This is a genomic window from Trinickia diaoshuihuensis (assembly GCF_003390925.1).
Lineage (GTDB): Bacteria > Pseudomonadota > Gammaproteobacteria > Burkholderiales > Burkholderiaceae > Trinickia > Trinickia diaoshuihuensis.
The window spans coordinates 69806-91500 of sequence record NZ_QUBS01000026.1; the positions used below are offsets into that span (position 1 = coordinate 69806).

Sequence of the window (21695 nt, forward strand, 5' to 3'; positions counted from 1 at the left end):
GCAAAGCGGTCGTTCAATCGTTCGGTGCGTCGCGCAATGCGGCGTTTTGGCCGGCATTCGTTTTCACAGTTTCCGTCGTACCGGCGAATTCGCCGCGGCTGCCGTGATCGCGTTTTCGCTGGCCGCGTGCGGCGGCGGGAACAGTGCGGTCGGTGTTTCTTCGGGCGGTACGGCTGCCCCGAGCGTCACCGTCGAGCAGGTATCCACCGTGGCGGGAACGGGGACGTGGGGCGCCGCCAACGGGCCGGCCGCGACGGCGACGTTCAACGATCCGTGCGACGTGGCCGTCGATGCGGCGGGCAATATCTACGTCAACGATACGGGCAACCATCTGATTCGCAAGATCGACGCGAGCGGGAACGTCACCACGGTGGCTGGAGCGGGCGTCGCCGGCAATGTCGACGGCAACGGTGTCGCGGCGAAATTCGATTTTCCGAACGGCTTCACGCTTGCTTCGAACGGCACGCTGTACGTGGCCGATTCGGGCAATAACACGATCCGAAAGATCGATACGAGCGGGAACGTGACCACGATCGCGGGCACTGCCTCGGTCGCCGGGGGCTCGACCAACGGCCACGGCACGGCCGCATCGTTCAATTTCCCGACTGGTATCACCGTCGATGCGAGCGGAAACCTATTCGTCGCCGACGACGGCAACAATCTCATCCGCAAGATCGATCCGAGCGGCAACGTCACGACGTTCGCCGGCTCCGGCGCCCAGGGTTCGGCGAACGGCGCGGGCGCGACCGCGTCGTTCAATGCGCCGCATGGCATCGTCGTCGATGCGAGCGGAAATCTCTACATCGCCGATTCGGGCAACAACCTGATTCGCAAGATCGATGCGAACGGGAACGTCACGACGATTGCCGGATCGGGCGCCCAGGGTGCGGCGAACGGCCAAGGCGCGGCCGCCTCGTTCAACAAACCGGAGGCGATCGCCGTCGATGCGAGCGGAAACGTCTATGTGGCGGATTCGGGCAATAACCTCATCCGCAAGATAGATGCGGCGGGGAACGTGACCACGCTCGCCGGCTCGGGCGCGCAAGCGTTGACGAACGGGCAGGGCACGGCGGCCGCGTTTTACAATCCGGAGGGGCTGACCGTCGACGCGGCCGGAAACGTGTACGTGGCCGATACGCTGAACAACGCGATCCGTAAGATCGTCGCAACGCACTCGTAAAAGCTCCGCTCGCATCGGAGGATGGCTTCGCCGCCCGCCCGCGATCAGGCGCGGCAAGACGACGCCATCCTCCGCTAACTCGTGACGTACGCCAGCACGAAGCGCAGCGCTTGAAAAAACGCTTCGCGCATTTCGGCCGGCCTAAGGTCATAGGCGAGCACGACCGGCGTGCTCAATAAAGCAATCAAGAAATATTTCATGTTTGGCCTCCTCACAAAGGGGGATCGTGAGGTGTGGCCAACGTAGAGCAGATGCTATGCCATCGGCGCGCAATTCAAGCGCGATGCGCCATAGCGCGGCTTAAGCGCGCGTAAAAGAGCAAACCGATAGGCTGAACGTATCTTCGTCGAAACGTGGCTCGATACTGGGCGGGTTTGCGCAACGGGCTAAGCGGCGGCGGCCTTCAAAGCAATACATCCGCTTTGCCCGCGATCCCTAATCCGGTCGCGGTTCGACGCCAGCTTTCCTAAAATACGGAGCCGGGCAACCTGCGTGCGGGCGGCCAAGAAAGCGTCGCATCGATGAAACGTCGAGCCCGGCGGTGAGTGGATGCGTCACTGCACCTCCTCGGCTTCGATGACGGCAAGCGGCAATGTCGCCGTCAACTTGAATCCCGACCCCGGCGCCGTGCGGATTTCGACATCGCCGCCCAGGAGCGCGGCTCGCTCCCGTATGCCGAGCAAGCCGAAAGAACGCAGCGCCGTGTGTTGGTCGAAGGCGGCGCCGCGTCCGTTATCGGCGATCATCAGTACGCAATGTGCGTCGTCGCACGCAAGGTCGAGCACGACTTCGGTCGCACCCGAATGCCGCGCCACGTTCGCCAGCCCCTCCTGAACGATGCGAAAGAGTTCGATTCACCCCGCCCGGTTGAAGCGAATCGCATGCTCGTCGATATGGTGGTCGACGCGAACGTTAAAGCGTCTCGAGAACTCATTCGTCAACCAGTCGATCGCGGCAATGAGTCCCAGATCGTCGAGCATGGCGGGGCGAAGCTCAGCCGCGATTTGCCGCACCGAATCGATGAGTTTATCGACGAGCGCGGAGGCCGTGTCGGGATGAGGCAGGGCAGACGGATCCGATGAAGGATCGGTTATCGCATCCTCCATCGTCGCGATCGCCATCTTCAGCGCGCTCAGTTTTTGTGCGAAATCATCGTGCAGTTCGCGGGCGATCCGCCGGTTTTCCTCCTCGCGGATCTGCAAAATATGCGCGGACAGGTGCCGCAACTCTTCGCGCGAAATGCGCAGCGCCTCTTCGGCGCGCTTTCTATCGCTGATGTCGGCCACCACGGAAATGAAATAGTCCGGCAGGCCGGCTTCGTCACGGACCAAAGCGACCGTCAATTCGATCCAAAACTCGCTCCCGTCTTTGCGCAGATAGCGCTTTTCAAGCGTGTAAGTGTGGAGCCGTCCGTCGAGAACCTGCCGCATCTGCGCGAGATCGGTGTCGAGATCGTCAGGGTGGGTGATATCTTGAAAAGTCTTGGTCAGCAACTCCTCGCGGGTGTAACCGACGATGTCGCACAATTTCTGATTGACGCGGAGCCAACGGCCGCTCGTTCCTACATGCGCAATGCCCACCGCGGCTTGTTCGAAGGTGGTCCGAAAGCGCGTCTCGCTGTCGCGCAGCGATTGCAACGCCTCTTCGAGCGCCTCGCTTTTTTGACGGACGGAGTCGGCCACATGCTCGACTTCGGCGGTGCGTTCGGCGACGCGAAGCTCCAATTCGCGATTGAGGACTTGAAGCTCTGCCTGGGTCTCGCGCCGCGCGGCGATTTCGCGCAGGAGTTCGTCGTTCGCCGCTTTGAGTTGCATGGGACTCGGCAGGGCGAGTGCCTTTGGGATGAGCGGCCAGACGACGATCGCGGTGGCGAGCGAAGCGATCGCCGTGATTGTCTTGATGCTTGCATCGAGCCAATACGCGGCCTGCCATATATCCAAAATGGCGGTGAGATGCGTCGTACCGCAGGCGAGGATAAATAGAGCGAACATAAGAAACAGCCAACTGAATGGCAATTCCGGTCGGCGTCGCGCAAAGGTCCAAAGCGCAATCGGTATCGAGTAGTACGACAACGCAATGACCGCATCCGCGCCGACGTAAGTCCAAAGCAGTCCCGCCGACCAATGAAAGCAATAGCCGTGCGGCATGAATCCGGGCGAGGTGAAAAATCCCGCGAGCGCGTTCATGGAATTGTCACGAGCGTCATAACGACGTGTCCTTCGAGAGCAAGGCGCGGCCGTGGCTCGCCGCGCGGCGTTTCGCATCGGAAGCAGGATCGAAGCTGCAACGGCGAGCCGATCGATAGTCTAATTGCGTGGGCTCGAGTGCCCCGCCTGCAATTGCGGGATTCGCCGGACCATAAGAAGTATAGTCAAGGACTTGCGATTTGAAAGGCGGCCGGCGCTAGATTCCCATCTTTATGCGAAGTGATTCAAAGACCGGCGCAAGTCGATCGTCACGCTCGCTCGATCGCCGTTTCGCTCGAAGGCGATCTCGATGTGCGTTCCGCCAATAGTTTGGCGAGCGCCGCCGATGCCAGGCGCACTCGCAGCGAATCGGCCCGGCTGGTGAGAATGATCGGCAAGCGGGCGCCGAGCACGAGGCCCGCCCCGTCGGCGCCCGCAAAATACATCAGTTGCTTGGCCAGCATGTTGCCGGCCTCGAGGTCGGGCATCAGCAGAATGTCGGCCTGGCCCGCGACGGGCGAGACGATCCCTTTCGTTTTCGCGGCCGCTGGATTCACGGCATTGTCGAAGGCGAGCGGGCCGTCCACGAGGCCGCCGGTGATTTGTCCGCGTTTGGCCATGACGGTCAGCGCGGCCGCATCGAGCGTGGACGGCATCTTGGGATTGACTGTTTCGACAGCGGCCAAGACGGCGACGCGCGGCTCCTCGACACCCATCGCCCGCAGAAAGTCGATAGCGTTCTGGCAAATGTCGCGCTTTTGTTCGAGCGTGGGGGCAATGTTGATGGCCGCATCGGTAATCACGAGCGGCTTCGGATAGGCCGGTATGTTCATCGCGTAGATGTGACTAATGCGCCGTTCGGTGCGTAACCCCGACCCAGGCGCGACTACGGCCGAGAGCAATTCGTCGGTATGCAAGCTGCCTTTCATCAAGGCGGCGACTTTGCCGCACACCCCCAGCTCGACGGCGCGGGCCGCCGCCGCATGGCTATGCTCGACCGGCTCGATGGTCATGCCTTCGAGGCTGAGCCCGGCCGCGCTCGCGGCCGCGCGAATCTTGGGCTCCGGACCGACCAGGATGGGGTCGAGCAGGTTTGCCTCACGGGCCTCCACCGCCGCCCTGATCGCCTCGGGCGAGCAAGGATGAACGATCGCAGTGCGTAGCGCGGGGTGCCGCCGCGCATCGCGGATGAAAGCCTCGTAGCGATCGTGATGGTGCGTTGCTGAATCCGCGCCGGGCGATTTGTCGGCAAGGCGCTCGCGCAATAGGTTTTCGTCCGTGTTTTCCATGGTTCGATCTCGTTGCGTCGGGATGCTCGCGTTAGGCGCTCGCCAGGCAGGCGAACGTCAACATCATACGAACGACGCAACCGCTAACGATTGATGCATATCAATCGCTCGTTCGCGTTTGAGCGGACGATAGACGTCGACGCATCACGCGTCGATGCGATGCGCCACCCGAACGGGGTGGTCGTGTCTTGTTGGATAAGAGGAGTACGATCATGCGCGCGAAGTACCGAGTTGCATTTGCAACCTTTTCGATATTCGTCGCAATTTCGGGCATTTTCGTCGCAATCCGAGGCCTGGTGTTCGACCAAGACAGCTTTTTGCGCTACGGCATAGCGGCTGTGATCTCTGGCGTGGCCGGATTTGTGTTGCTGCTCAATCCGCGCTCCCGTATGGATGACGAGTCGCACGAGGGGCATCATGAGTGACTGGTCAGGGCCCCTTGCCCTTGCCGTACCACTCCGAAACGGCTTGCCAGATTCCCTCGGCGGATTCGGCATAAGCGAATAGGCCGACATCGTTCGCCGCGATCATTCCTTCATCGACCAAGAAGTCGAAATCGATTGCCCGCCGCCAATATCGTTCTCCCACGAGTACCACGGGAAGCGGTGCGATCTTACCCGTCTGCAACAGCGTCAACACTTCGAACAGTTCGTCGCAGGTGCCGTAGCCGCCGGGGAAGAAGACGGCAGCCTTGGCGCGCTCGAGCAAGTGCATTTTGCGAATGGCGAAGTAGTGCAGCTTGAAGCACAGGTCGGGGCTGATGTAGGCATTCGGGCGCTGTTCGCGAGGCAGTGAAATATTCAAACCGATACTGGGCGCGCCGGATTCGAACGCCCCGCGGTTGGCTGCCTCCATGATGCCGGGGCCGCCGCCCGTTACGACAGCGAGTTTCGGAAGCAGGGCGGTCGCGCTCCGGCTGCCCACGAGCCGGCCGAATTCGCGAGCGATCGAATAAAACCGGCTTGTGTCGAGCAAGCGCTTCGCCGCATCGACTTCGCGGGCGCAGCCGGTATCCGAAGGTGCGCATGCAAGCGTTTGTTCGGCAAGCTCGAACCGTTGCCGGGCGGCTTGCGGCTCGATCAGGCGAGTACTGCCGTAGATGACCACCGTATGCTCGATGCCATGGCGCTGCAAACTCTCTTCGGTTTTCCAAAAGTCGAGTTGCAAGCGCACGGCGCACATGTCTGGACGCATGATAAACGCCCGGTCCTCGTCGGCTTGCCGGAAGCTCGCGCTTGCCATGAGGCTATCGACTCGCCGCGACGCTTGCGCTTCGGTCTCGCTTTCGTCTTCGGTTTGGATTTGGTGTTCCGACCGCTCGATCATGGCGTGTCTCTAGGCGACGGCGGGTAGGCCGATGGGATGTTCGTCGTCTCATCATCCGCTCGAATCGTCGCTCCTCGATGATGCAAATCAACGGCGCGCGTGATTGATGGAGGCATTCCGTGCATCGCGGCCTGCTCCGCCTCGGCAGCGCATGATGCATGAGCCGTTGGTGTCGATCTCCTGGTGGCGGCAATTGCGTCGTCGTTGATTTGAATTGGCGTGCTTATCTGTATTAAAGCGCGGATTTTGCATAGCTTTGGAAAAATTGATTATTCGTCGAAATTCTATTGCCTAATGTTGGATCGCGGGGATCGTTTATGCCCGTCCTGTAACGATAGATAACATGGGAAGGAGTAAAGCGATGAGAAATCTAGTCAATTGGGCAGTGATGCAGGGGAGATATTTTTCAAATAGACGCGAGCCCTTCATGCCGGCGAGCGATACGCTCCGAACGCTCGCGAGCGGTCTCGCGCTTTTGAGCGGACTATGCTTCGCAAATGGGGTTACGCATGCGGCCGAGCTGAAAGCGGGCGACGTCCTGGTGACCGACGTCAGCGCGAACACATTGATCGTCGTCGATCGGCATAGCGGGAAGCGCACTGTCCTCAGCGACTTCTACGACGCGGCGCAAGGTCCCGTGCTCACGGGGCAAGCAACGTTTTCAGGCGTGGCCGTTCGTCACGGCCGGATCTTCGTCACGGCCGGCACCCGGGGCATTTTTCTCGTCGATCCTCGCACCGGCCAGCGCAAACTCGTGAGCGATTTCAGTCGCGGAGCTTACCGTGGCGGCTTCGTCGGTTTCGGCGTCGCGGTGGATTCGTTCGGCGAAGTGGTGACGGCCTTGCATCAAGGCTTCCCGACTAGCGTACTTCGCGTCGCACCTTGGAACGACACACGCACCATCGTTTCCGATTTGAGCAATGCAAGCCAAGGCGGCGATCTCTCATGCTGTTCGATTACCGATCTCACGTTGGAGCCCCGCGCACGAGACGAGAATCACGACGGCCGGGAAGCGATTCTGATCGACACGGCCGATATTCCCAATCTCGATCCGCAACGCGAGTCCGCGATCTATCGCGTCGATCCGGTCACGGGCCATCGGTCGCTAGTGAGCGACTTTACCAACCCGGCGCAGGGCCTAACCGGCGTGGACCCCAACGTCGGCCTCGCCGTGGAACCCGACGGTGCGATTCTCGTTGACACGATGGGCTCGCAAGGCGATCTGCTCGTGCGCGTGGATCCGAAAACAGGGAATCGCACCGTCGTCAGCAATTTCGACGACCCTGCCGAGGGGCCCGTCGGCAATTACCTTTGGGGGGCGGCGGTGGTTGGGCCGCGGCATGCCGTCGTGGCCGCTGTGAACCCGAACACCTTGGGGATCAGCCTGTACTGCGTCGACCTTCGGACGGGCCACCGTGGGTTGTTCAGCGATTCGGGAAACCCGAAACAGGGACCGGCGTTTCGCAATCCCAACTACATTGCCGTGATACCGGCTCACGCTGGTTTCGACGCCTTGCCCGCGGCGGATTCCCTCGCGAGTCCGTTCGGCGCGCCTCAATAAACGGTGAAGGGCGGCAGCAACGGTGCGCCGGCCATGGCGCACCGCACAACAACGAACGGTTGACTTTACGAAACGTCTCCTCGAACATTCGATCCGCAACCGGTTGCGCGCGTGATTTTCTCGTCATTTGGACGATTTTTGTTGCGCAACCGGTTGCGCAACCGGTTGCGGGAAAACCAGCAGGCAGCCGCAACGATAACCAAATCGAACGATTTTCAGGAGACACCCTATGAAGACCCCCGTCCGTCGCCGCGTGCTGGCCGCATGTATCGGGTTGGCTGCCGCCGCCATGCTGCCGGTTGGCGCCTATGCGCAAGACGCGGCCCATAAGCCGAAGGTCGCGCTGATCATGAAATCCCTCGCGAACGAGTTCTTCTTGACGATGGAAGACGGCGCGAAGGATTACCAAAAGCAGCACGCCGCCGACTTCGACTTGATTTCGAACGGCATCAAGGACGAAACCGATACGGCCGCACAGATCCGCATCGTCGATCAAATGATCGTATCGAAGGTCGATGCCATCGTGATCGCGCCGGCGGATTCGAAGGCCATGGTGCCGGTCGTCAAGAAAGCGATCGACGCGGGCATCATCGTCGTGAACATCGACAACCGCCTCGACCCCGACGTGCTGAAGTCCAAGGGCCTCACGGTACCGTTCGTCGGTCCGGACAATCGCAAGGGCGCACGCCTGGCCGGCGACTATCTCGCGGCGAAGCTGAGCAGGGGTGACGAGGTCGGTATCGTGGAGGGCGTCTCCACCACGACGAACGCCCAGCAGCGCACGGCCGGCTTCAAGGACGCGATGGCGGCGGCGGGCATGAAGGTCGTTTCGGTCCAGTCGGGCGATTGGGAAATCGACAAAGGCAACGCGGTGGCTTCCTCGATGCTCAACGCGGATCCGAATCTGAAGGCGCTGCTGTGCGGCAACGACAATATGGCGCTCGGCGCCGTTGCGGCGGTTCGCGCGGCCGGCCGCGCGGGGAAAGTGGCCGTCATCGGCTACGACAACATCGCCGCCGTCAAACCCATGCTGGCCGACGGCCGCGTGTTGGCCACGGTCGATCAGTTCGCCGCCAAGCAGGCCGTATTCGGCATCGACACGGCGCTCAAGGCCATCCGCGGGCATAAGAAGCAAAGCGATCTGTCGAGTCTCGTCGAAACGCCGGTCGAACTCGTCGTCAAGAAGTAAGTTCGCTGTCGTCGTCAGGCCGGAACAACGGAATCGGCCTTCGCGCTGGTGCGCTTGCGAAGGGAGAGTGCATGAAAGCAGTATCAACGGCCGCCGCGCCGAGCAACGGTCCGGTGCTGACGGTCAGCGGAGTCGGCAAGACGTACGCCGTGCCCGTGCTCGCGGGCATCGACCTCACGTTGAACGCGGGCGAGGTGCTCGCGCTCACGGGGGAAAACGGCGCGGGCAAGAGTACGCTGTCGAAGATCGTCAGCGGCCTGGTCGAGCCCACCAGCGGGGTCATGCATTATCGCGGGCAGCCGTATGCGCCCGCGAGCCGCCGCGAGGCGGAGGCGCTCGGCGTGCGAATGGTCATGCAGGAGTTGAACCTGCTGCCCACGCTGACGATCGCCGAAAACTTGTTCCTCAATTGCCTGCCCGCCATCAAAGGCATCGGTTGGATTTCGCGCAAGCGTCTACGTGAAGACGCCCGTGTCGCGATGGCGCGCGTCGGGCTCGAATCGATCGATCCCGATACGCCCGTCGGCGAACTCGGGATCGGTCACCAGCAACTGGTCGAGATCGCCCGTAACCTGATCGGCGATTGCCGCGTGCTGATCCTCGACGAACCCACGGCGATGCTGACGGGCCGCGAGGTCGATCTGCTGTTTCATCAGATCGAACGATTGAAGCGCGACGGCGTGTCGATCGTCTATATCTCGCATCGGCTCGAGGAGCTGGCGCGCATCTCGGAGCGCGTTGCCGTGTTGCGCGACGGCAAGCTCGTCAGCGTCGGCCCGATCGCCGATTACACCACCGACCGGCTCGTCACGCAGATGGTCGGGCGCGATATCGGCGAGACGATCGACCTCGGCGAGCGCAAGATCGGCGCGCCGATGCTGCGCGTCGATAAGCTCTCGAGGGGCGCCGTGGTTCAGGACGTTTCGTTCGAGGTCAAGAGCGGCGAGATCTTCGGGATCAGCGGCCTGATCGGCTCGGGACGCACGGAGCTGTTGCGCGCGATCTTCGGCGCCGATGCGAAGGACGGCGGCGAAGTGTCGATCGGCACGCCGCTAAAGCCGGTGTCGATCGGCTCGCCGGCCGATGCGGTCAAGCGCGGCATGGCGCTGATCACAGAGGATCGCAAAAGCGAAGGGCTCATGCTCACGCAGTCGATCGCCTCGAACATCGCGCTCAATAACTTCGATGCCGTCTCGCGCTTCGGTTGGATCGACTCCGAACGCGAAAAAGATCTCGCGAAACAGCACATCGAGGCCATGCGCATCCGTTGTGCCGACGAGCAGCAGGCGGTGGGCGAACTCTCGGGCGGCAATCAGCAAAAGGTCGTCATCGGACGCTGGCTCGAGCGAGACGCGGACGTGCTGTTGTTCGACGAGCCGACGCGCGGCATCGACGTCGGCGCGAAATTCGAAATTTATAGCCTGCTCGGCGAAGAGGCGCGCAAGGGCAAAGCGCTCGTCGTCGTATCGAGCGAGCTGCGCGAACTCATGCTCATTTGCGACCGGATCGGCGTCATGTCGGCGGGCAAGCTGGTGCGCATCTTCGAGCGCGACGAATGGACTCAAGACGATTTGCTGGCCGCGGCGTTCTCGGGCTACGCAAAACGTGACGCATTATTGACGAGAGAAGCATCATGACGATTTCCTCCAATACGCCCCTCGACACGGGTGCGCCCAAGGCGAAGAGCGCGACGCGGTTCGAACTGACGAGCTACCTCGGTCTCGTCGGCGCGCTTGCCGCGATGATCGCGCTTTTTTCCGCGCTCAGTTCGCACTTCTTCACGTACGAGACGTTCGTGACGATCGCCAATCAGATTCCCGATCTCGTCGTCATGGCGGTCGGCATGACGTTCGTGTTGATCATCGCCGGGATCGATCTGTCGGTCGGCTCCGTGCTCGCGCTGTCCGCGTCGGCCGTCAGCGTCGTGGCGCTGCAATGGCACTGGAGCGCGTTGCCCGCGGCCTTCGCGGGACTCGTCGTGGCGGCGCTCGCGGGCAGTCTGACGGGCTTTGTCACGGTCGCTTGGCGCATTCCTTCGTTCATCGTCTCGCTGGGCGTGCTCGAAATGGCGCGCGGGCTTGCGTACCAACTGACGAATTCGCGCACGTCGTATATCGGCAGCACCTTCGATTGGCTGGCCAATCCGTTCGCCGCGGGCATTTCGCCGGCCTTCGTCATTGCGATGGTCGTGATGGTGGTGGCGCAACTGGTATTGCGCCGTACCGTCTTCGGCCGCTGCCTGATCGGGATCGGTACGAACGAGACCGCGGTACGGCTCGCGGGTATCGATCCGCGCCCTTATAAGGTGATCGTCTTCGCGTTGATGGGTGCGCTCGCCGGTCTTGCATCGCTGTTCCAGGTATCGCGCCTGGAGGCGGCCGATCCGAACGCGGGCGTGGGTATCGAATTACAAGTGATCGCGGCGGTCGTGATCGGCGGGACGAGCCTCATGGGCGGGCGCGGCTCGGTCATCAGCACCTTCTTCGGCGTCCTGATCATTTCGGTACTGGCGGCAGGCCTCGCACAGATCGGGGCGAACGAGCCGACCAAGCGGATCATCACCGGGATGGTCATCGTCATCGCGGTGGTGCTCGATACCTACCGGAGCCGGCGCGGCGCGAGCCGCGCTTGAGCGAGCGCGTTCGAGCCGCGAGTCGATCATGTGGACTATCCGAGATGTAGCCAAGCGAGCAGGCGTGTCGTACACGACGGTGTCGCACGTCTTGAACAACACGCGTCCCGTCAGCGAGGAAAAGCGCGAGCGCGTCCTGGCGGCGATCGCCGAGATGAATTACGTGCCTTCGGCTCCGGCGCGCTCGTTGAAGGCGAAAACGACGTCGACGATCGGCCTCGTCGTGCCGAACAACACGAACCCGTACTTCGCCGAGTTCGCGCGCGGCATCGAAGGGTCGCTCAGGCGGCGCGGCTACTGCGTCTTCCTGTGCAATTCCGACAACAATCTCGTGACGCAGCGCGAGTGTTTGCGCGCGTTGCACCAGAATCGCATCGACGGCGTGATCGTCGCGTCCGTCGATGACGACGAATCGGTCGCCGACGACCTGAAAGCCGTGCGCGTGCCGATCGTTATCGTCGACCGGCCGATCGCCGGGCTCGATGCCGACCTCGTGCAGATCGATCACGAGGCCGGCGCGATGATGGCCACTCATCATCTGCTCGATCTCGGCCATACGCGTATCGGTTGCATCGCGGGGGCAAGCGATACGGCGGTCAGCGCGATTCGGGTGGCGGGCTTCAAGCGCGCGATGGCCGAGCGCGGCGTGCCCGTGCTGCCCGGCGCGATCGTGGAAGGCAATTTCACGTGTCCGGGCGGCTATGCCGCGGCCTGTGCGTTGTTCGATTCGATCGCGCCGACCGCGATTTTTGCGAGCAATGACTTGATGGCGATGGGCGCGCTGCGCGCCGCGGCCGAACGAGGGTTGCGCATTCCGGCCGACTGCTCGATCGTCGGGTTCGACGACGTCGAGATGAGCCGCTATGTGTACCCGGCGCTATCCACGGTGGGCCAGGCGATCTTGCGTCTGGGCGACGCGGCCGCGGGTACGCTGCTCGAGCGTATTAACGGTACCGTATCGGGTCCCGCGCGCACGTTGTTGATCGAGCCGCGCTTGATCGTGCGAGAGTCGAGCACGCGGCTTCGCGCGCCCGCGGGACATGAATCCAATCACATTGCCTCATGACATCGATGAGTACGACAACAATGCAGCCAGAGGCGGGACGCGTCACCGTGGTCGGCAGCCTCAACATGGACCTCGTGATTCGCGCGCCGCGCTTGCCGGGCGCGGGCGAGACACTGGCCGGGCGTTCGTTCGCCAACGTGCCGGGTGGAAAGGGCGGCAATCAAGCGGTGGCCGCGGCGCGTTTGGGCGCGCGTGTCACGATGATCGGCTGCGTCGGCAACGACGAGAACGGTGCCCAATTGGTCGCGCGTTTGCGTGAGGACGGTATCGATTGCGATCGTATCGCGACGGATGCCGCGCTGCCGACCGGCGTCGCCATGATCGTCGTCGACGATGCCGGGCAAAATGCCATCGTCATCGTAGCCGGTAGCAATGGCGCGCTGACGCCGGCCGCGATCGCGGCGCACGAGGCGGCGATCGCGCAAGCCGACGTGCTGGTCTGCCAGTTGGAAGTGCCCGATGACACGGTATTTGCCGCGATGCGCGCCGCGCGCCGCCACGGCCGGATCGTGGTGCTGAATCCCGCGCCGGCGAGCGGGATGCTGCCGCGCGAATGGCTCGAATGCGCCGATTTTCTGATTCCGAACGAAGGCGAGGCCTCGGTGCTGTCGGGCGTTGCGGTGGATTCCCCGGAGAGCGCGCTGGCGGCGGCGCGCGCCTTGCGGCAGCAGGGCGCGCGCAACGTTATCGTGACGCTCGGCGAGCGCGGCGTGCTGGTGCTCGCCGAAGGCGAGGATGGCAGGCACTTTCCCGCGCCCAAGGTCGATGCGATCGATACGACGGCGGCGGGCGATACGTTCGTCGGCGGCTTGTGCGCGGCGCTGGCCGCGAAGCGCTCGCTCGACGAGGCGGTGCGATTCGGCCAGGCCGCGGCGGCGCTATCGGTGACGCGCGCGGGCGCGCAAACCTCGATTCCATATTTGCATGAAGTTCCGAGCCGGGCCGACTAACCGAAAGCGACGATGAAGAAGACCGATTTGCTCAATAGCGCGCTTTCGCGCGTGGTCGCCACGTTGGGGCATGGCGATATGGTTCTCGTTGCGGACGCCGGGATGCCCGCTCCGCACGGCGCGGGGCCCGAGATCATCGATCTCGCGTTGACCCCGGGCGTGCCCGATCTCGCGACGACGATTCGCGTGTTGTTGACGGAGATGCAGGTCGAATCGCATATCGTCGCCAGCGAGACCCTCGCGCGCGGCGATGCATGGCTGTCGCGCGTTTCGAGCGAATGGGCCGAGGCAATCGGCGCGCGCCAAGTGGTGACGCATGAGGAGTTGAAGCGCCTTTCTCATCGCGCGCGCGCCGTGGTGCGTACGGGCGAATGCACGCCCTACGCCAACCTGATGCTCGTGGCGGGTGTGACGTTCTGAACCGGCTAACTACGCCATCGATTCACTCGAAGCGGATGAACTGCGCCGACGACCAGACTTTACTGTCGTCGCGCTGCCGCCCAAAGAAGTAGACCGGGCGGAAGCCGAACGGCGCATTCTCCGGCGTCACTTCGATGCTGCCGGCCAGATCCACGGGAAGAGGCTTGTCGGTCAGGCGTTCGACGGAGACGAACAACTCGGTGCCACCTAGTGCATGTGTCGAGCGGCCTTCGGCGAGCAACCGCGCGCCGGAGATCTCGTATCGAAAGCTCGGTGCATGCTCGAACGGGTTGGCCTGCAACGGATCGCCGACCTTGACGAAACTGTCGATGGTCCCTTCGACGACGATGGTCGCCGCGGCCAAGTTGCTCACGTCGAGTTCGATGGCGTCGGCGTCGCCGTAGGTATCGCTCCTGAAGCCGATGCCGGTCGCGCCGATCCGCCAGGCCGATTCCTCGATATGCTCGAAGCCGTTCGAGCCGAAATTATGGATCGTCCCATTCAGTATGGTGATCCGCCCGCGCCAGGCGGCCCAGCGATAACGATCGCGAATGCGCGCGCCGCCCCAGCGAACGCGGATCGAGCGCTCGGCGTATCCCAGCTCCGCATGCAGATCGCGCTCCCAGATCAGCCCACTATGGTCGTAAGCCGCGACATATTCCCAGCCCGCGCGGCCGAGCAACCGGTACTCGAGCGTGGCGGGCCCGCCGTGCGCGAACTCGTCGCCCTGCCAATGCGTCCCGCTGCGCACGAGGAGTGCGCTGTGTTCGCCCGTCGTGGCCCAAGTGCGCCGTGCGCGCAGGGCACGGCCTACCGTGCGCCGGTCGAGCGACTCCGCGAGGACGCCCGTGAGTCCGCCGTGCACGCCGAAAACCTGAACGCCGGGCGCGCCGCCGCCGGGCCGCCCGCGATGCTCGTCGCCGCTGGCCGCGACGCCCAACCGGTAGCCGCGCGCGATGACGTCCTGATAGAGCCAGCCGAAATGGCCCCAAGACGAAGCGATTTCGACGAGCCGCTCCAGGTTGGGATGATGCCAATCGGGAATATAACGGCGCCCACCGACGTGGGGCATCACGAGATGGTCCTCGGCGGCATCCGCATAGGCGTCCCACAATTCTTCCACCGGCCAGCGCCCCAACTCGACGGCGCTGCCTTTCATGTCTTCGTTCCAGACGAGCGTGCGATTGTGCTCGCCGCGCGCGTTATAGGGGAAGCCGGGCGTCTCGTCGCCGAGAAATACGACGTTGTGATCGCCGCCCGCCGTCGAACTGCCGCACCATTCCTGGACCGGGTACACCACGAAGCGGCCCGGCTCGTTGAACTCATCGACCGCGCGCAAGCCGAGGCGCCAGTTTTCGTCGGTGATTTGGAAGTCGTTGGCCGTATAGCCGAGGACGTCGATGCCGCCGATATCTCGCGCGTACCGTGCGTTATACGCGGGGCTGTTCGTGCCGACGGTATCGTGCGCATGTACGTGCAGATCGGCGTATAGGGCGCGCGGTGCGGGCAACGCGGCATCGATCGTCAGGTAGGCGACGGCCGCCCGGATCTCGGGACGGTCCGGTACGCCGGCGACGATTCGAAGTGCGCCGGCCGTGGTGGGCAACCCATCGAGCGCGCAGGTGGCGAAGCCTGTGGCCGGCAGGGCGTGATCGCGGGCGTAGACGATTTCGCCATGACCGTCGTACGCGGTCACGCGCGCCGTCGTGTCACGTGCATGGGCGCGCGCACCGAGGTCGTGGCAAGCGTTGCCCCAACGGTCCTGCAGCGAGAGCCTAAACGGTGCCCGCTCGCCGGGGCGGACGAACCGGGGGCCCGCCAGCAGCACATCGGCCGGCGCGCCGGCGTGGATATCGATCGAAATGTCGCCGGGTACGGTCACGAAGCGCGAGGTGCCGAGCGGGTCCACGTATAGGCGAAATCGGAAAGCGTCTTCGGCGAAGGTCTGCACGCGCGTGCCGGGCCCGCGCCGCCGGTCGCCGAGCCGGATCACGATGCGATCGCCGGCGTTGAGATAGCCGTCGACGACGTCGACGATCACGGCCTTCTGATACGGACGTTCGTGGCCCTTCTGATCGAAGCGCACGTTCAGCGCTTGTACGGTCGCCGGGCTTTGACCCGGCACGAGCGGTGCCGCGTGGTATTCGGCGCTGATGTAGTTCGCGCCGCTCGGGTCGCTCGTCTGGAACAGGGCCCAATCGGAGTAGAACTTGAAGGTCGCCTTGAGCCAGCCGCCGTCGGCGATGCCGGACGAGCCGACCTCGTAGTCCAGTACGATTTCGGCCCAACTGCCGGCTTCGAGCCGCGTGACGTTGCAGCGCACGCCGCCGGCGAAAGGCAACTGCTTGAGCCGTTCGTAAAGCCCTTGCGGGGCGACGTGCGGCCCGAGGCGTTCGCGCAGCGCATGCGCTCGTTGCGGCAGCGAGTCGGGGGCGTGGCTCATAGTCGATGACGGATGGGAGAGTTGCATGTTCAATGCGGGAAGGGCCAGGGCGCCGCGGCATCCCAAACGGGCACGCCGAGGAACGCATACCACGGAGCGATGACGCAAAGTCCGTAGACGATCGCGATCAGCACCGACACCACGCCGACCTTTGCGTAATCGGCAGTCGTGAAGACGCCGCTGCTGTAGGCGATCACGCCTGCCGTAATTTGCGTCGGCAGCACGTAGGCGAAGCTGTCGGTGTCGCTGACGAGCATCGTGAACGCGACCGGATGTAAGCCGAGACGCGGAGCCAGCGCGAGCGCGATCGGCGCGATCATCGTGACGGCCGCCACGTTCGAAAGCATGCCGATACGAATGACGTGCGTGGCCAGCATGACGATGCCGAGGGTGACCCACCATCCGTGACCCCGCGCGAACACATAGATGTGATCGGCTGCCCACCGCGCGAGCCCCGATTCGCCGATGGCGGCCGCCAGGGAAAGCGCTCCGCCCAGCAGAAAGACCGTGCCCCAAATGGTTCGCCGCTCGACGTCGGCCCAGCCGAACGCAAGCACGCCCGGGGCGAAGAGGACCGCGAGGCCGATCAATGCCACGACTTCCGAAGGCAAGTGATGCCATGCCTCCGCGGCCCACAGCGCGGCCACGCCGCCGAAAACCGCGAGCACCGTCCAATCGCCGCCCGTGGCGGGGGCGAGGCTCGCGCGCATGGCGGTGACGGCCGAGCGGCCGCCGGGAATGGGCACGCTACGCGAACGGAAGTAGAACTGAACCCAGCATTGCGTAATGGCGAACATGCCGAGGTAGGGCCACTGCAATTCGAACCAGGTGAGGTAGGAGATGCGTACGCCGAGTTGCTTCTCCAATAGTCCCGCGACGACCATGTTCGGCAGGTGCGCGGTGAGAATGCACATGCCGCTGATCATTGCCCCGTACACGAGCGTCTGAATCACGATCGCTTTTTTTGCGTCGCGTTCGCGCGGCGAATCGCCGAACAACCCGACGATCCCGTTTGTGACGGGCAATAGCGCGGCCGCGCGGGCGTTGGCGGCGGGCACGACGCTGGACATGACGAAATTCACGACGAACATGGCCCAGATGACGCCGTTGGCCGTTTTGACGCCCAGGCGGTCCAACAGCGCGAGCGCGATGCGGCGATCGAGCCCGCTCTGCTGCATGATCGAAGAAAAAAGGAATGCCGCGAGGCAGAGAAACACGACGGGCGCCGCAAACCCGTTCGCGGCTTTGGCAAACGATGGGCTCGCATGCGAGAGCACGAGCAGCATCGGCAGCAGCATACCGCTCACGCCGACCGGAATCGCTTCGGTGACCCATATGATCGCTACCCATGCGACCACGGCGAGTGTGGCCTTGCCATTCGCACCGAGTCCGGCGGGCGTCGGCATGAGCCATCCGATGACGAACAAGGCAAGCCATGCCGCGAGAAAACCGAGCCGGGCTCGCGTCACCGCGCCTGCGCCGTGTCGATCTTTGAGCGCCTTCGTCAACGGTGCCGCGACGGACGGCTGTGTCTTGCCGTGGGGCCCGCGCACGTGCTCGTGCCGCGGCACGCCGAGGGCTTCTTCGCTCACGGCCATTCTCCTTATCCTTATTGAAGTTCCAATGCCGAGACTCGACCGGCCCGGCGGCGGGATGCCATGATACGAAGGAATACCAAGAACGCCATCCAATTGCTTCTTATATCGATATGCGCGGGTGCGCACATCGCTTGTGTTCCCAGGATTTGCGCCAGGCTGGATTGTCTGCGGCCGAATCGAGAGAGCGCCCGGCGCTTAGTGCAATTCGGGGTATCCGAGCAAGGCCGCCTCGTTGGCCATCTGTTCTATATCGGCGTAGTCCTCGGCGGCTAGGGCGGCGACGCCTCGCAATCGCAGCGCCTGTGCACGGCGCGGGTCGATCTCGACGGCTTTGCCGAGCGCATCGCGTAAGGCGGGAAGGTGTTCTTGATCGAGCGTCTTCGAGGCGATGAAGGGCAGGCCCGGTGCGGATTCGCTCATGCCGATCACATGCAAACCGTCGAGCACGCCGGGATGGCTGTCGCGCAGTAGCGCTAGCGTGACGCAGTCGATGGCGGCGATGTCGGCGCGCGCATCGACCAAGGCTCCGAGCGATTCCAAGTGCGAACCGCTCCATAAGACCGACGAGAAAAAACGCCCTTCGAGCGCATAGGCGGCGGCCGCGTGACGTAAAGCGTTCATGCCGCTGTGCGAATCCGCGCTATTGCAGACGGCACGCAATTCGAAACACTCGGGCAATGTTTTAGCGCCGCGCTGCCAGGCCGAGCGCGAAACGACGAATGCGCTGCGGTAGCGCGGCCCGTCGCAGCCTTCGGCGTCGAAGACGGGCGTGGCCACTAGATGAACCGCCTCGTGCAGTCGCAGAACGCGATAGGGAAAGCCGCAAGTCTGGGACAGCAACAAATCCTTGCGGCGCCAGAGCCGCGACAAATCGCCGTATGGTTCCTCGGCCAGCCGAACCTGGCGGGGTCCACCGGCATGCGCGAATAGGGTCAGCGCGTCGGCCAGGAATGAGCGCCACAACTCGGCATGTTGCGGTGTGACGTTGTACATCGGCAGCGCGGCGATCCAGCGGTTCATCGACGCATTGTAGGCGTTCGCGGCATATAGCGGGGACGAGTTCGGGCAAGCGCCGGCACGCATAAGCGTTCGGTTCCGATACGGATAAGCAAATGCGAATTCATTGTTTCGCCGGGCCGCGGGCTTTCGATATGTTTGGGCTATCGCTTGCACTCGATGTGTCGTCTTAGCAGACTGCCCAGAAACCGATGGCCGAGTATTTCGATTCCGAACACATGCGCGAAATCGCCGCGCTCCAAAGCAGTTTCGCGGCGCGCAGCGAGTGGCCGACTTGGATCCTGATCTTCGCCATCTACGGGGGATGGCTCGGCGTTTTGTCGATGCTGCACCACGGGCGTCTCGCGCTGAGCGCCGCCACGCCGTTGCTCGTTTTGATCTGTACCTGGCACCTGTCGTTGCAGCATGAACTGCTGCATGGCCATCCCACGCGCTGTATGCAATTGAACATGCTGCTGGGCTGGCCGCCGCTCTCGGTGTGGTATCCCTATGCGCTATACCGCGAGAGTCATTTTGCGCACCACCGCGACGAGGCGTTGACCGTGCCCGGCATCGACCCCGAGACGAATTACGTCCATGCCGATGAGTGGGCACGTATGCCTCGTTGGCGCCGGGCGCTATGGCTCGCGCGCAAGACATTGATCGGGCGCGTCGTGGTGGGGCCGCCGACGAGCGTCGCCGCCATGCTGGCCGGCGAGATCAATGCGCTCGCGCGAGGCGATCTGCGTCACGTGCCGATGTGGCTCGCGCACGGGGCCGGCACCGTCGTGCTGCTGGTCTGGGTTCAGCGATACGCGGGCATACCTTGGTGGATTTACCTGCTTGCCGTTACGTGGCCCGCGCTCGGCCTTGCGATGGTGCGCTCGCTATACGAACATCGCGCGGCGCCCGATCCTAAAGCGCGTATCGCCATCAACGAGGCGGGATTTGCGATGCGGTTGCTGTTTTTGAACAACAACTTTCATCTCGTGCATCACGACCTTCCGCGCCTGCCTTGGTTTCATTTGCCGCGCGCGTACCGCATGCGCCGGGACGACTATCGGCGAAAGTGCAGCGGCTTCATCATCGACGGCTACGGTTCTCTGCTTCGGCGTCATGCGTGGCGAGCGACCGATGCCGTTGAGTACCCCTCTTCGACGACGATCGTCAACTGATCGGTTTGAGGAATAAGCCGATCGTCAATGCAACGCCGATGCAGACGATCGCGATCCGCAAGATGCGTTCATTGACGCGGCGCAGAGCCCATACGCCGGCGAGCCCGCCCGCTATCGCGCCCGTCCCGAGTACGATCGCTTCACGCCAATGCAGCATCGAGGAGGTCAGAAAGATCGCGACGGCCGCTGCATTCATGACGCCGGCCAGCGCGTTTTTCGTGGCGCCGGCGTTGCGCGTGGGCAGTCCCGCCATCGTCAGCGCCGCCATCATCAGAAATCCGATGCCTCCGCCGAAGTAGCCGCCATAGATGGCGATCAAAAATTGCGCGAAGGCTGCGCCGCCCGGCGATAGATGCGTCTTCGTCTCTTGCGCGCGACGAACGAAACTGCCCCAAGCGAATACGGCCGTGGCAAATAGAACGAGCCACGGCACGAGCCGGGCGAATACCGACGATGGCGTAACTAGCAACAAAACGCCGCCCAGGGCGCCGCCGACGACGCTGATCCCGAACAACACTGAAAACGGCAGCCGATTGGCGCCCGTCACCAAGCGCCGCCCGGCAACGCCCGACATGACTTGGCCCGGAAACAAGGCAACCGTCGAGGTGATATTCGCCGCAAGCGGCGTCATGCCCGAGAGGATCAACGCCGGCAGCGTGATGAACGAGCCCCCGCCGGCAAGCGCGTTTTGCAGACCCGCCCAAACGCCGGCGAGGAGAACGAGGGTTAGCAGCATGGATGGAGCAGGGAAATGGGACAGGTTCAAAGTACTCGATACTACCTGGGTTCTGTCGAGCACCAAAACCGGCGGCGCACGGGCATCGATCAGCGTGAACCCGGCGGCTGTGCGCCGGCGTAAGTTTCAGGCGAGCAATCGCACCGCATCCGCAAGCGAAAGCACGGTGGTGCGCGACTCGAATGCCGTGGCGAACAAGTGCTCATGCACCACCTCGTCCGGGTCGTAGCAACAGTCCTTGACCGTATATAAGCGAAAGTCCGCGTCGCTCGCGTGCGCCACCGACGATAGGACGACGCGCGTCGAGGCGATTCCAACCATGATCAGCGAGTCGACGCCTCGCGCGGAAAGCCGCACCTGTAGATCGGTGTAGAAAAAGACGCTCGCCCGGTGCGCGAAAACGAGCGGTTCGTCGGGGCGCCGGCCGAGCTCGGGCGCGAGGCCATCGTCGATAAAACGTCCCAAGCGTTTGATCCCTTGCCCGTTCTTATTCAATGGACTGACTTCCGGGTAGCCGGGGCTGAAGCGCAGATTCGCGAAGTACACGCCTACGCCTTTGGCGCGCGCCGCCTCGCATAACGCGCGCGTATTGGCGAGCAGCGCCGGGGCGACGGACGGAAAGAGCCCGAGGATATCGGTCTGATAGTGCATGACCAGCAGCGCGGTTCGCGCCGGCACGATGAGCGGTTGAGTGGGTTCGGAGGAACCGCCGTCTGCGTCTCTTTCGTCCTTATCCGCATTCAATGCCAGTGCCATTGCGCCCCCGGATCGAAACAGGTTGTGTGAAACGCGAGTATGACTCGGATCGATTCGCAAGCATGACAACGAAGTCTCGTAGCGGGAGAAGGGCATCGACCGCGCGATGTACCGGCATCGTAGTCTCGGATTCGAAAAGCATCGTTTTGCGCGAGGCGACTACGAGTGCTTGCCTTGCGACGCCTGGTAGGT

At 63.2% G+C, this 21695-nt stretch carries 19 protein-coding genes and 1 pseudogene; 10 read left to right on the plus strand and 10 right to left on the minus strand.

Going from position 1 to position 21695, the window contains the following annotated elements:
- Positions 1-103 precede the first annotated feature (103 nt).
- On the plus strand, positions 104-1180 hold the full coding sequence (locus DXT59_RS07430) for an NHL repeat-containing protein (protein WP_205417388.1): 1077 nt from the start codon (positions 104-106) through the stop codon (positions 1178-1180).
- Positions 1181-1254: 74 nt separating this feature from the next.
- Here DXT59_RS07430 and DXT59_RS31435 read toward each other — a convergent pair whose 3' ends face one another.
- The 4 genes and pseudogenes from DXT59_RS31435 to DXT59_RS07440 form a co-directional block, all read right to left on the minus strand.
- Positions 1255-1380 carry a hypothetical protein gene (locus tag DXT59_RS31435; RefSeq protein ID WP_275895767.1) on the minus strand — a complete coding sequence of 42 codons (126 nt, stop codon included), beginning with the start codon at positions 1378-1380 and terminating at the stop codon, positions 1255-1257.
- A 354-nt stretch (positions 1381-1734) separates the two neighbouring features.
- Positions 1735-2034, minus strand: coding sequence for an ATP-binding protein (locus DXT59_RS31110; protein ID WP_338065158.1), 300 nt, complete (start codon positions 2032-2034; stop codon positions 1735-1737).
- The gene (locus DXT59_RS07435; RefSeq protein ID WP_240324436.1) at positions 2035-3366 is read right to left on the minus strand and encodes a sensor histidine kinase; all 1332 of its coding nucleotides are present in this window, start codon (positions 3364-3366) and stop codon (positions 2035-2037) included. It abuts the gene before it with no gap.
- Between the two features lie 269 nt (positions 3367-3635).
- Positions 3636-4613: pseudogene (locus DXT59_RS07440) on the minus strand (bifunctional enoyl-CoA hydratase/phosphate acetyltransferase); the annotation flags it as partial.
- Between the two features lie 254 nt (positions 4614-4867).
- Between DXT59_RS07440 and DXT59_RS07445 the strand changes: the two are divergent.
- Entirely contained in the window at positions 4868-5080 is a 213-nt protein-coding gene (locus DXT59_RS07445; protein WP_240324437.1) for a DUF2964 family protein, read from the plus strand.
- A gap of 4 nt (positions 5081-5084) precedes the next feature.
- Here the strand turns inward: DXT59_RS07445 and DXT59_RS07450 are convergent, their stop codons facing one another.
- Positions 5085-5981, minus strand: coding sequence for an LOG family protein (locus tag DXT59_RS07450; protein WP_116136281.1), 897 nt, complete (start codon positions 5979-5981; stop codon positions 5085-5087).
- 427 nt (positions 5982-6408) lie between these two features.
- Between DXT59_RS07450 and DXT59_RS07455 the strand changes: the two genes are divergently transcribed.
- The 7 genes from DXT59_RS07455 (at position 6409) to rbsD (ending at position 13799) form a co-directional block, all read left to right on the plus strand.
- Positions 6409-7542, plus strand: a complete 1134-nt coding sequence (locus DXT59_RS07455; RefSeq protein WP_116136282.1) for an NHL repeat-containing protein — start codon at positions 6409-6411, stop codon at positions 7540-7542.
- Between the two features lie 229 nt (positions 7543-7771).
- A complete protein-coding gene (locus tag DXT59_RS07460; protein ID WP_116136283.1) occupies positions 7772-8731 on the plus strand; it encodes a sugar ABC transporter substrate-binding protein in 960 nt (319 codons plus the stop codon).
- 71 nt (positions 8732-8802) lie between these two features.
- Entirely contained in the window at positions 8803-10368 is a 1566-nt protein-coding gene (locus DXT59_RS07465; RefSeq protein ID WP_116136284.1) for a sugar ABC transporter ATP-binding protein, read from the plus strand.
- Positions 10365-11363, plus strand: a complete 999-nt coding sequence (locus DXT59_RS07470; protein WP_116136285.1) for an ABC transporter permease — start codon at positions 10365-10367, stop codon at positions 11361-11363. The genes DXT59_RS07465 and DXT59_RS07470 overlap by 4 nt, the downstream gene beginning before the upstream one ends.
- A 28-nt stretch (positions 11364-11391) precedes the next feature.
- Entirely contained in the window at positions 11392-12429 is a 1038-nt protein-coding gene (locus DXT59_RS07475) for a LacI family DNA-binding transcriptional regulator (RefSeq protein WP_116136286.1), read from the plus strand.
- Complete coding sequence (gene rbsK, locus DXT59_RS07480; RefSeq protein WP_240324438.1) at positions 12426-13379, plus strand: ribokinase; 954 nt, start codon at positions 12426-12428, stop codon at positions 13377-13379. The genes DXT59_RS07475 and rbsK overlap by 4 nt, the downstream gene beginning before the upstream one ends.
- A 12-nt stretch (positions 13380-13391) precedes the next feature.
- Positions 13392-13799: a D-ribose pyranase gene (gene rbsD, locus DXT59_RS07485; RefSeq protein ID WP_116136288.1), complete on the plus strand. Its 408-nt coding sequence runs from the start codon at positions 13392-13394 to the stop codon at positions 13797-13799.
- 22 nt (positions 13800-13821) lie between these two features.
- Here rbsD and DXT59_RS07490 read toward each other — a convergent pair whose 3' ends face one another.
- From DXT59_RS07490 to DXT59_RS07500, 3 genes are all read right to left on the minus strand, one after another.
- Positions 13822-16269 (minus strand): hypothetical protein, encoded by a 2448-nt coding sequence (locus DXT59_RS07490; protein WP_240324439.1) that lies wholly within the window; start codon positions 16267-16269, stop codon positions 13822-13824.
- A 2-nt stretch (positions 16270-16271) separates the two neighbouring features.
- Positions 16272-17834: an SLC13 family permease gene (locus tag DXT59_RS07495; protein WP_420823370.1), complete on the minus strand. Its 1563-nt coding sequence runs from the start codon at positions 17832-17834 to the stop codon at positions 16272-16274.
- Positions 17835-18035: 201 nt separating this feature from the next.
- Complete coding sequence (locus DXT59_RS07500) at positions 18036-18860, minus strand: phosphate/phosphite/phosphonate ABC transporter substrate-binding protein (protein ID WP_162877997.1); 825 nt, start codon at positions 18858-18860, stop codon at positions 18036-18038.
- A 188-nt stretch (positions 18861-19048) separates the two neighbouring features.
- Here DXT59_RS07500 and DXT59_RS07505 point away from each other — a divergent pair, with 188 nt between their 5' ends.
- On the plus strand, positions 19049-20011 hold the full coding sequence (locus tag DXT59_RS07505) for a fatty acid desaturase (RefSeq protein ID WP_116136291.1): 963 nt from the start codon (positions 19049-19051) through the stop codon (positions 20009-20011).
- Here the strand turns inward: DXT59_RS07505 and DXT59_RS07510 are convergent.
- Both DXT59_RS07510 and DXT59_RS07515 read right to left on the minus strand, forming a co-directional pair.
- Positions 20004-20744 carry a sulfite exporter TauE/SafE family protein gene (locus DXT59_RS07510; RefSeq protein WP_116136387.1) on the minus strand — a complete coding sequence of 247 codons (741 nt, stop codon included), beginning with the start codon at positions 20742-20744 and terminating at the stop codon, positions 20004-20006. The genes DXT59_RS07505 and DXT59_RS07510 overlap by 8 nt on opposite strands.
- A 129-nt stretch (positions 20745-20873) precedes the next feature.
- Positions 20874-21503 carry a cysteine hydrolase family protein gene (locus tag DXT59_RS07515; protein WP_116136292.1) on the minus strand — a complete coding sequence of 210 codons (630 nt, stop codon included), beginning with the start codon at positions 21501-21503 and terminating at the stop codon, positions 20874-20876.
- Positions 21504-21695 lie beyond the last annotated feature (192 nt).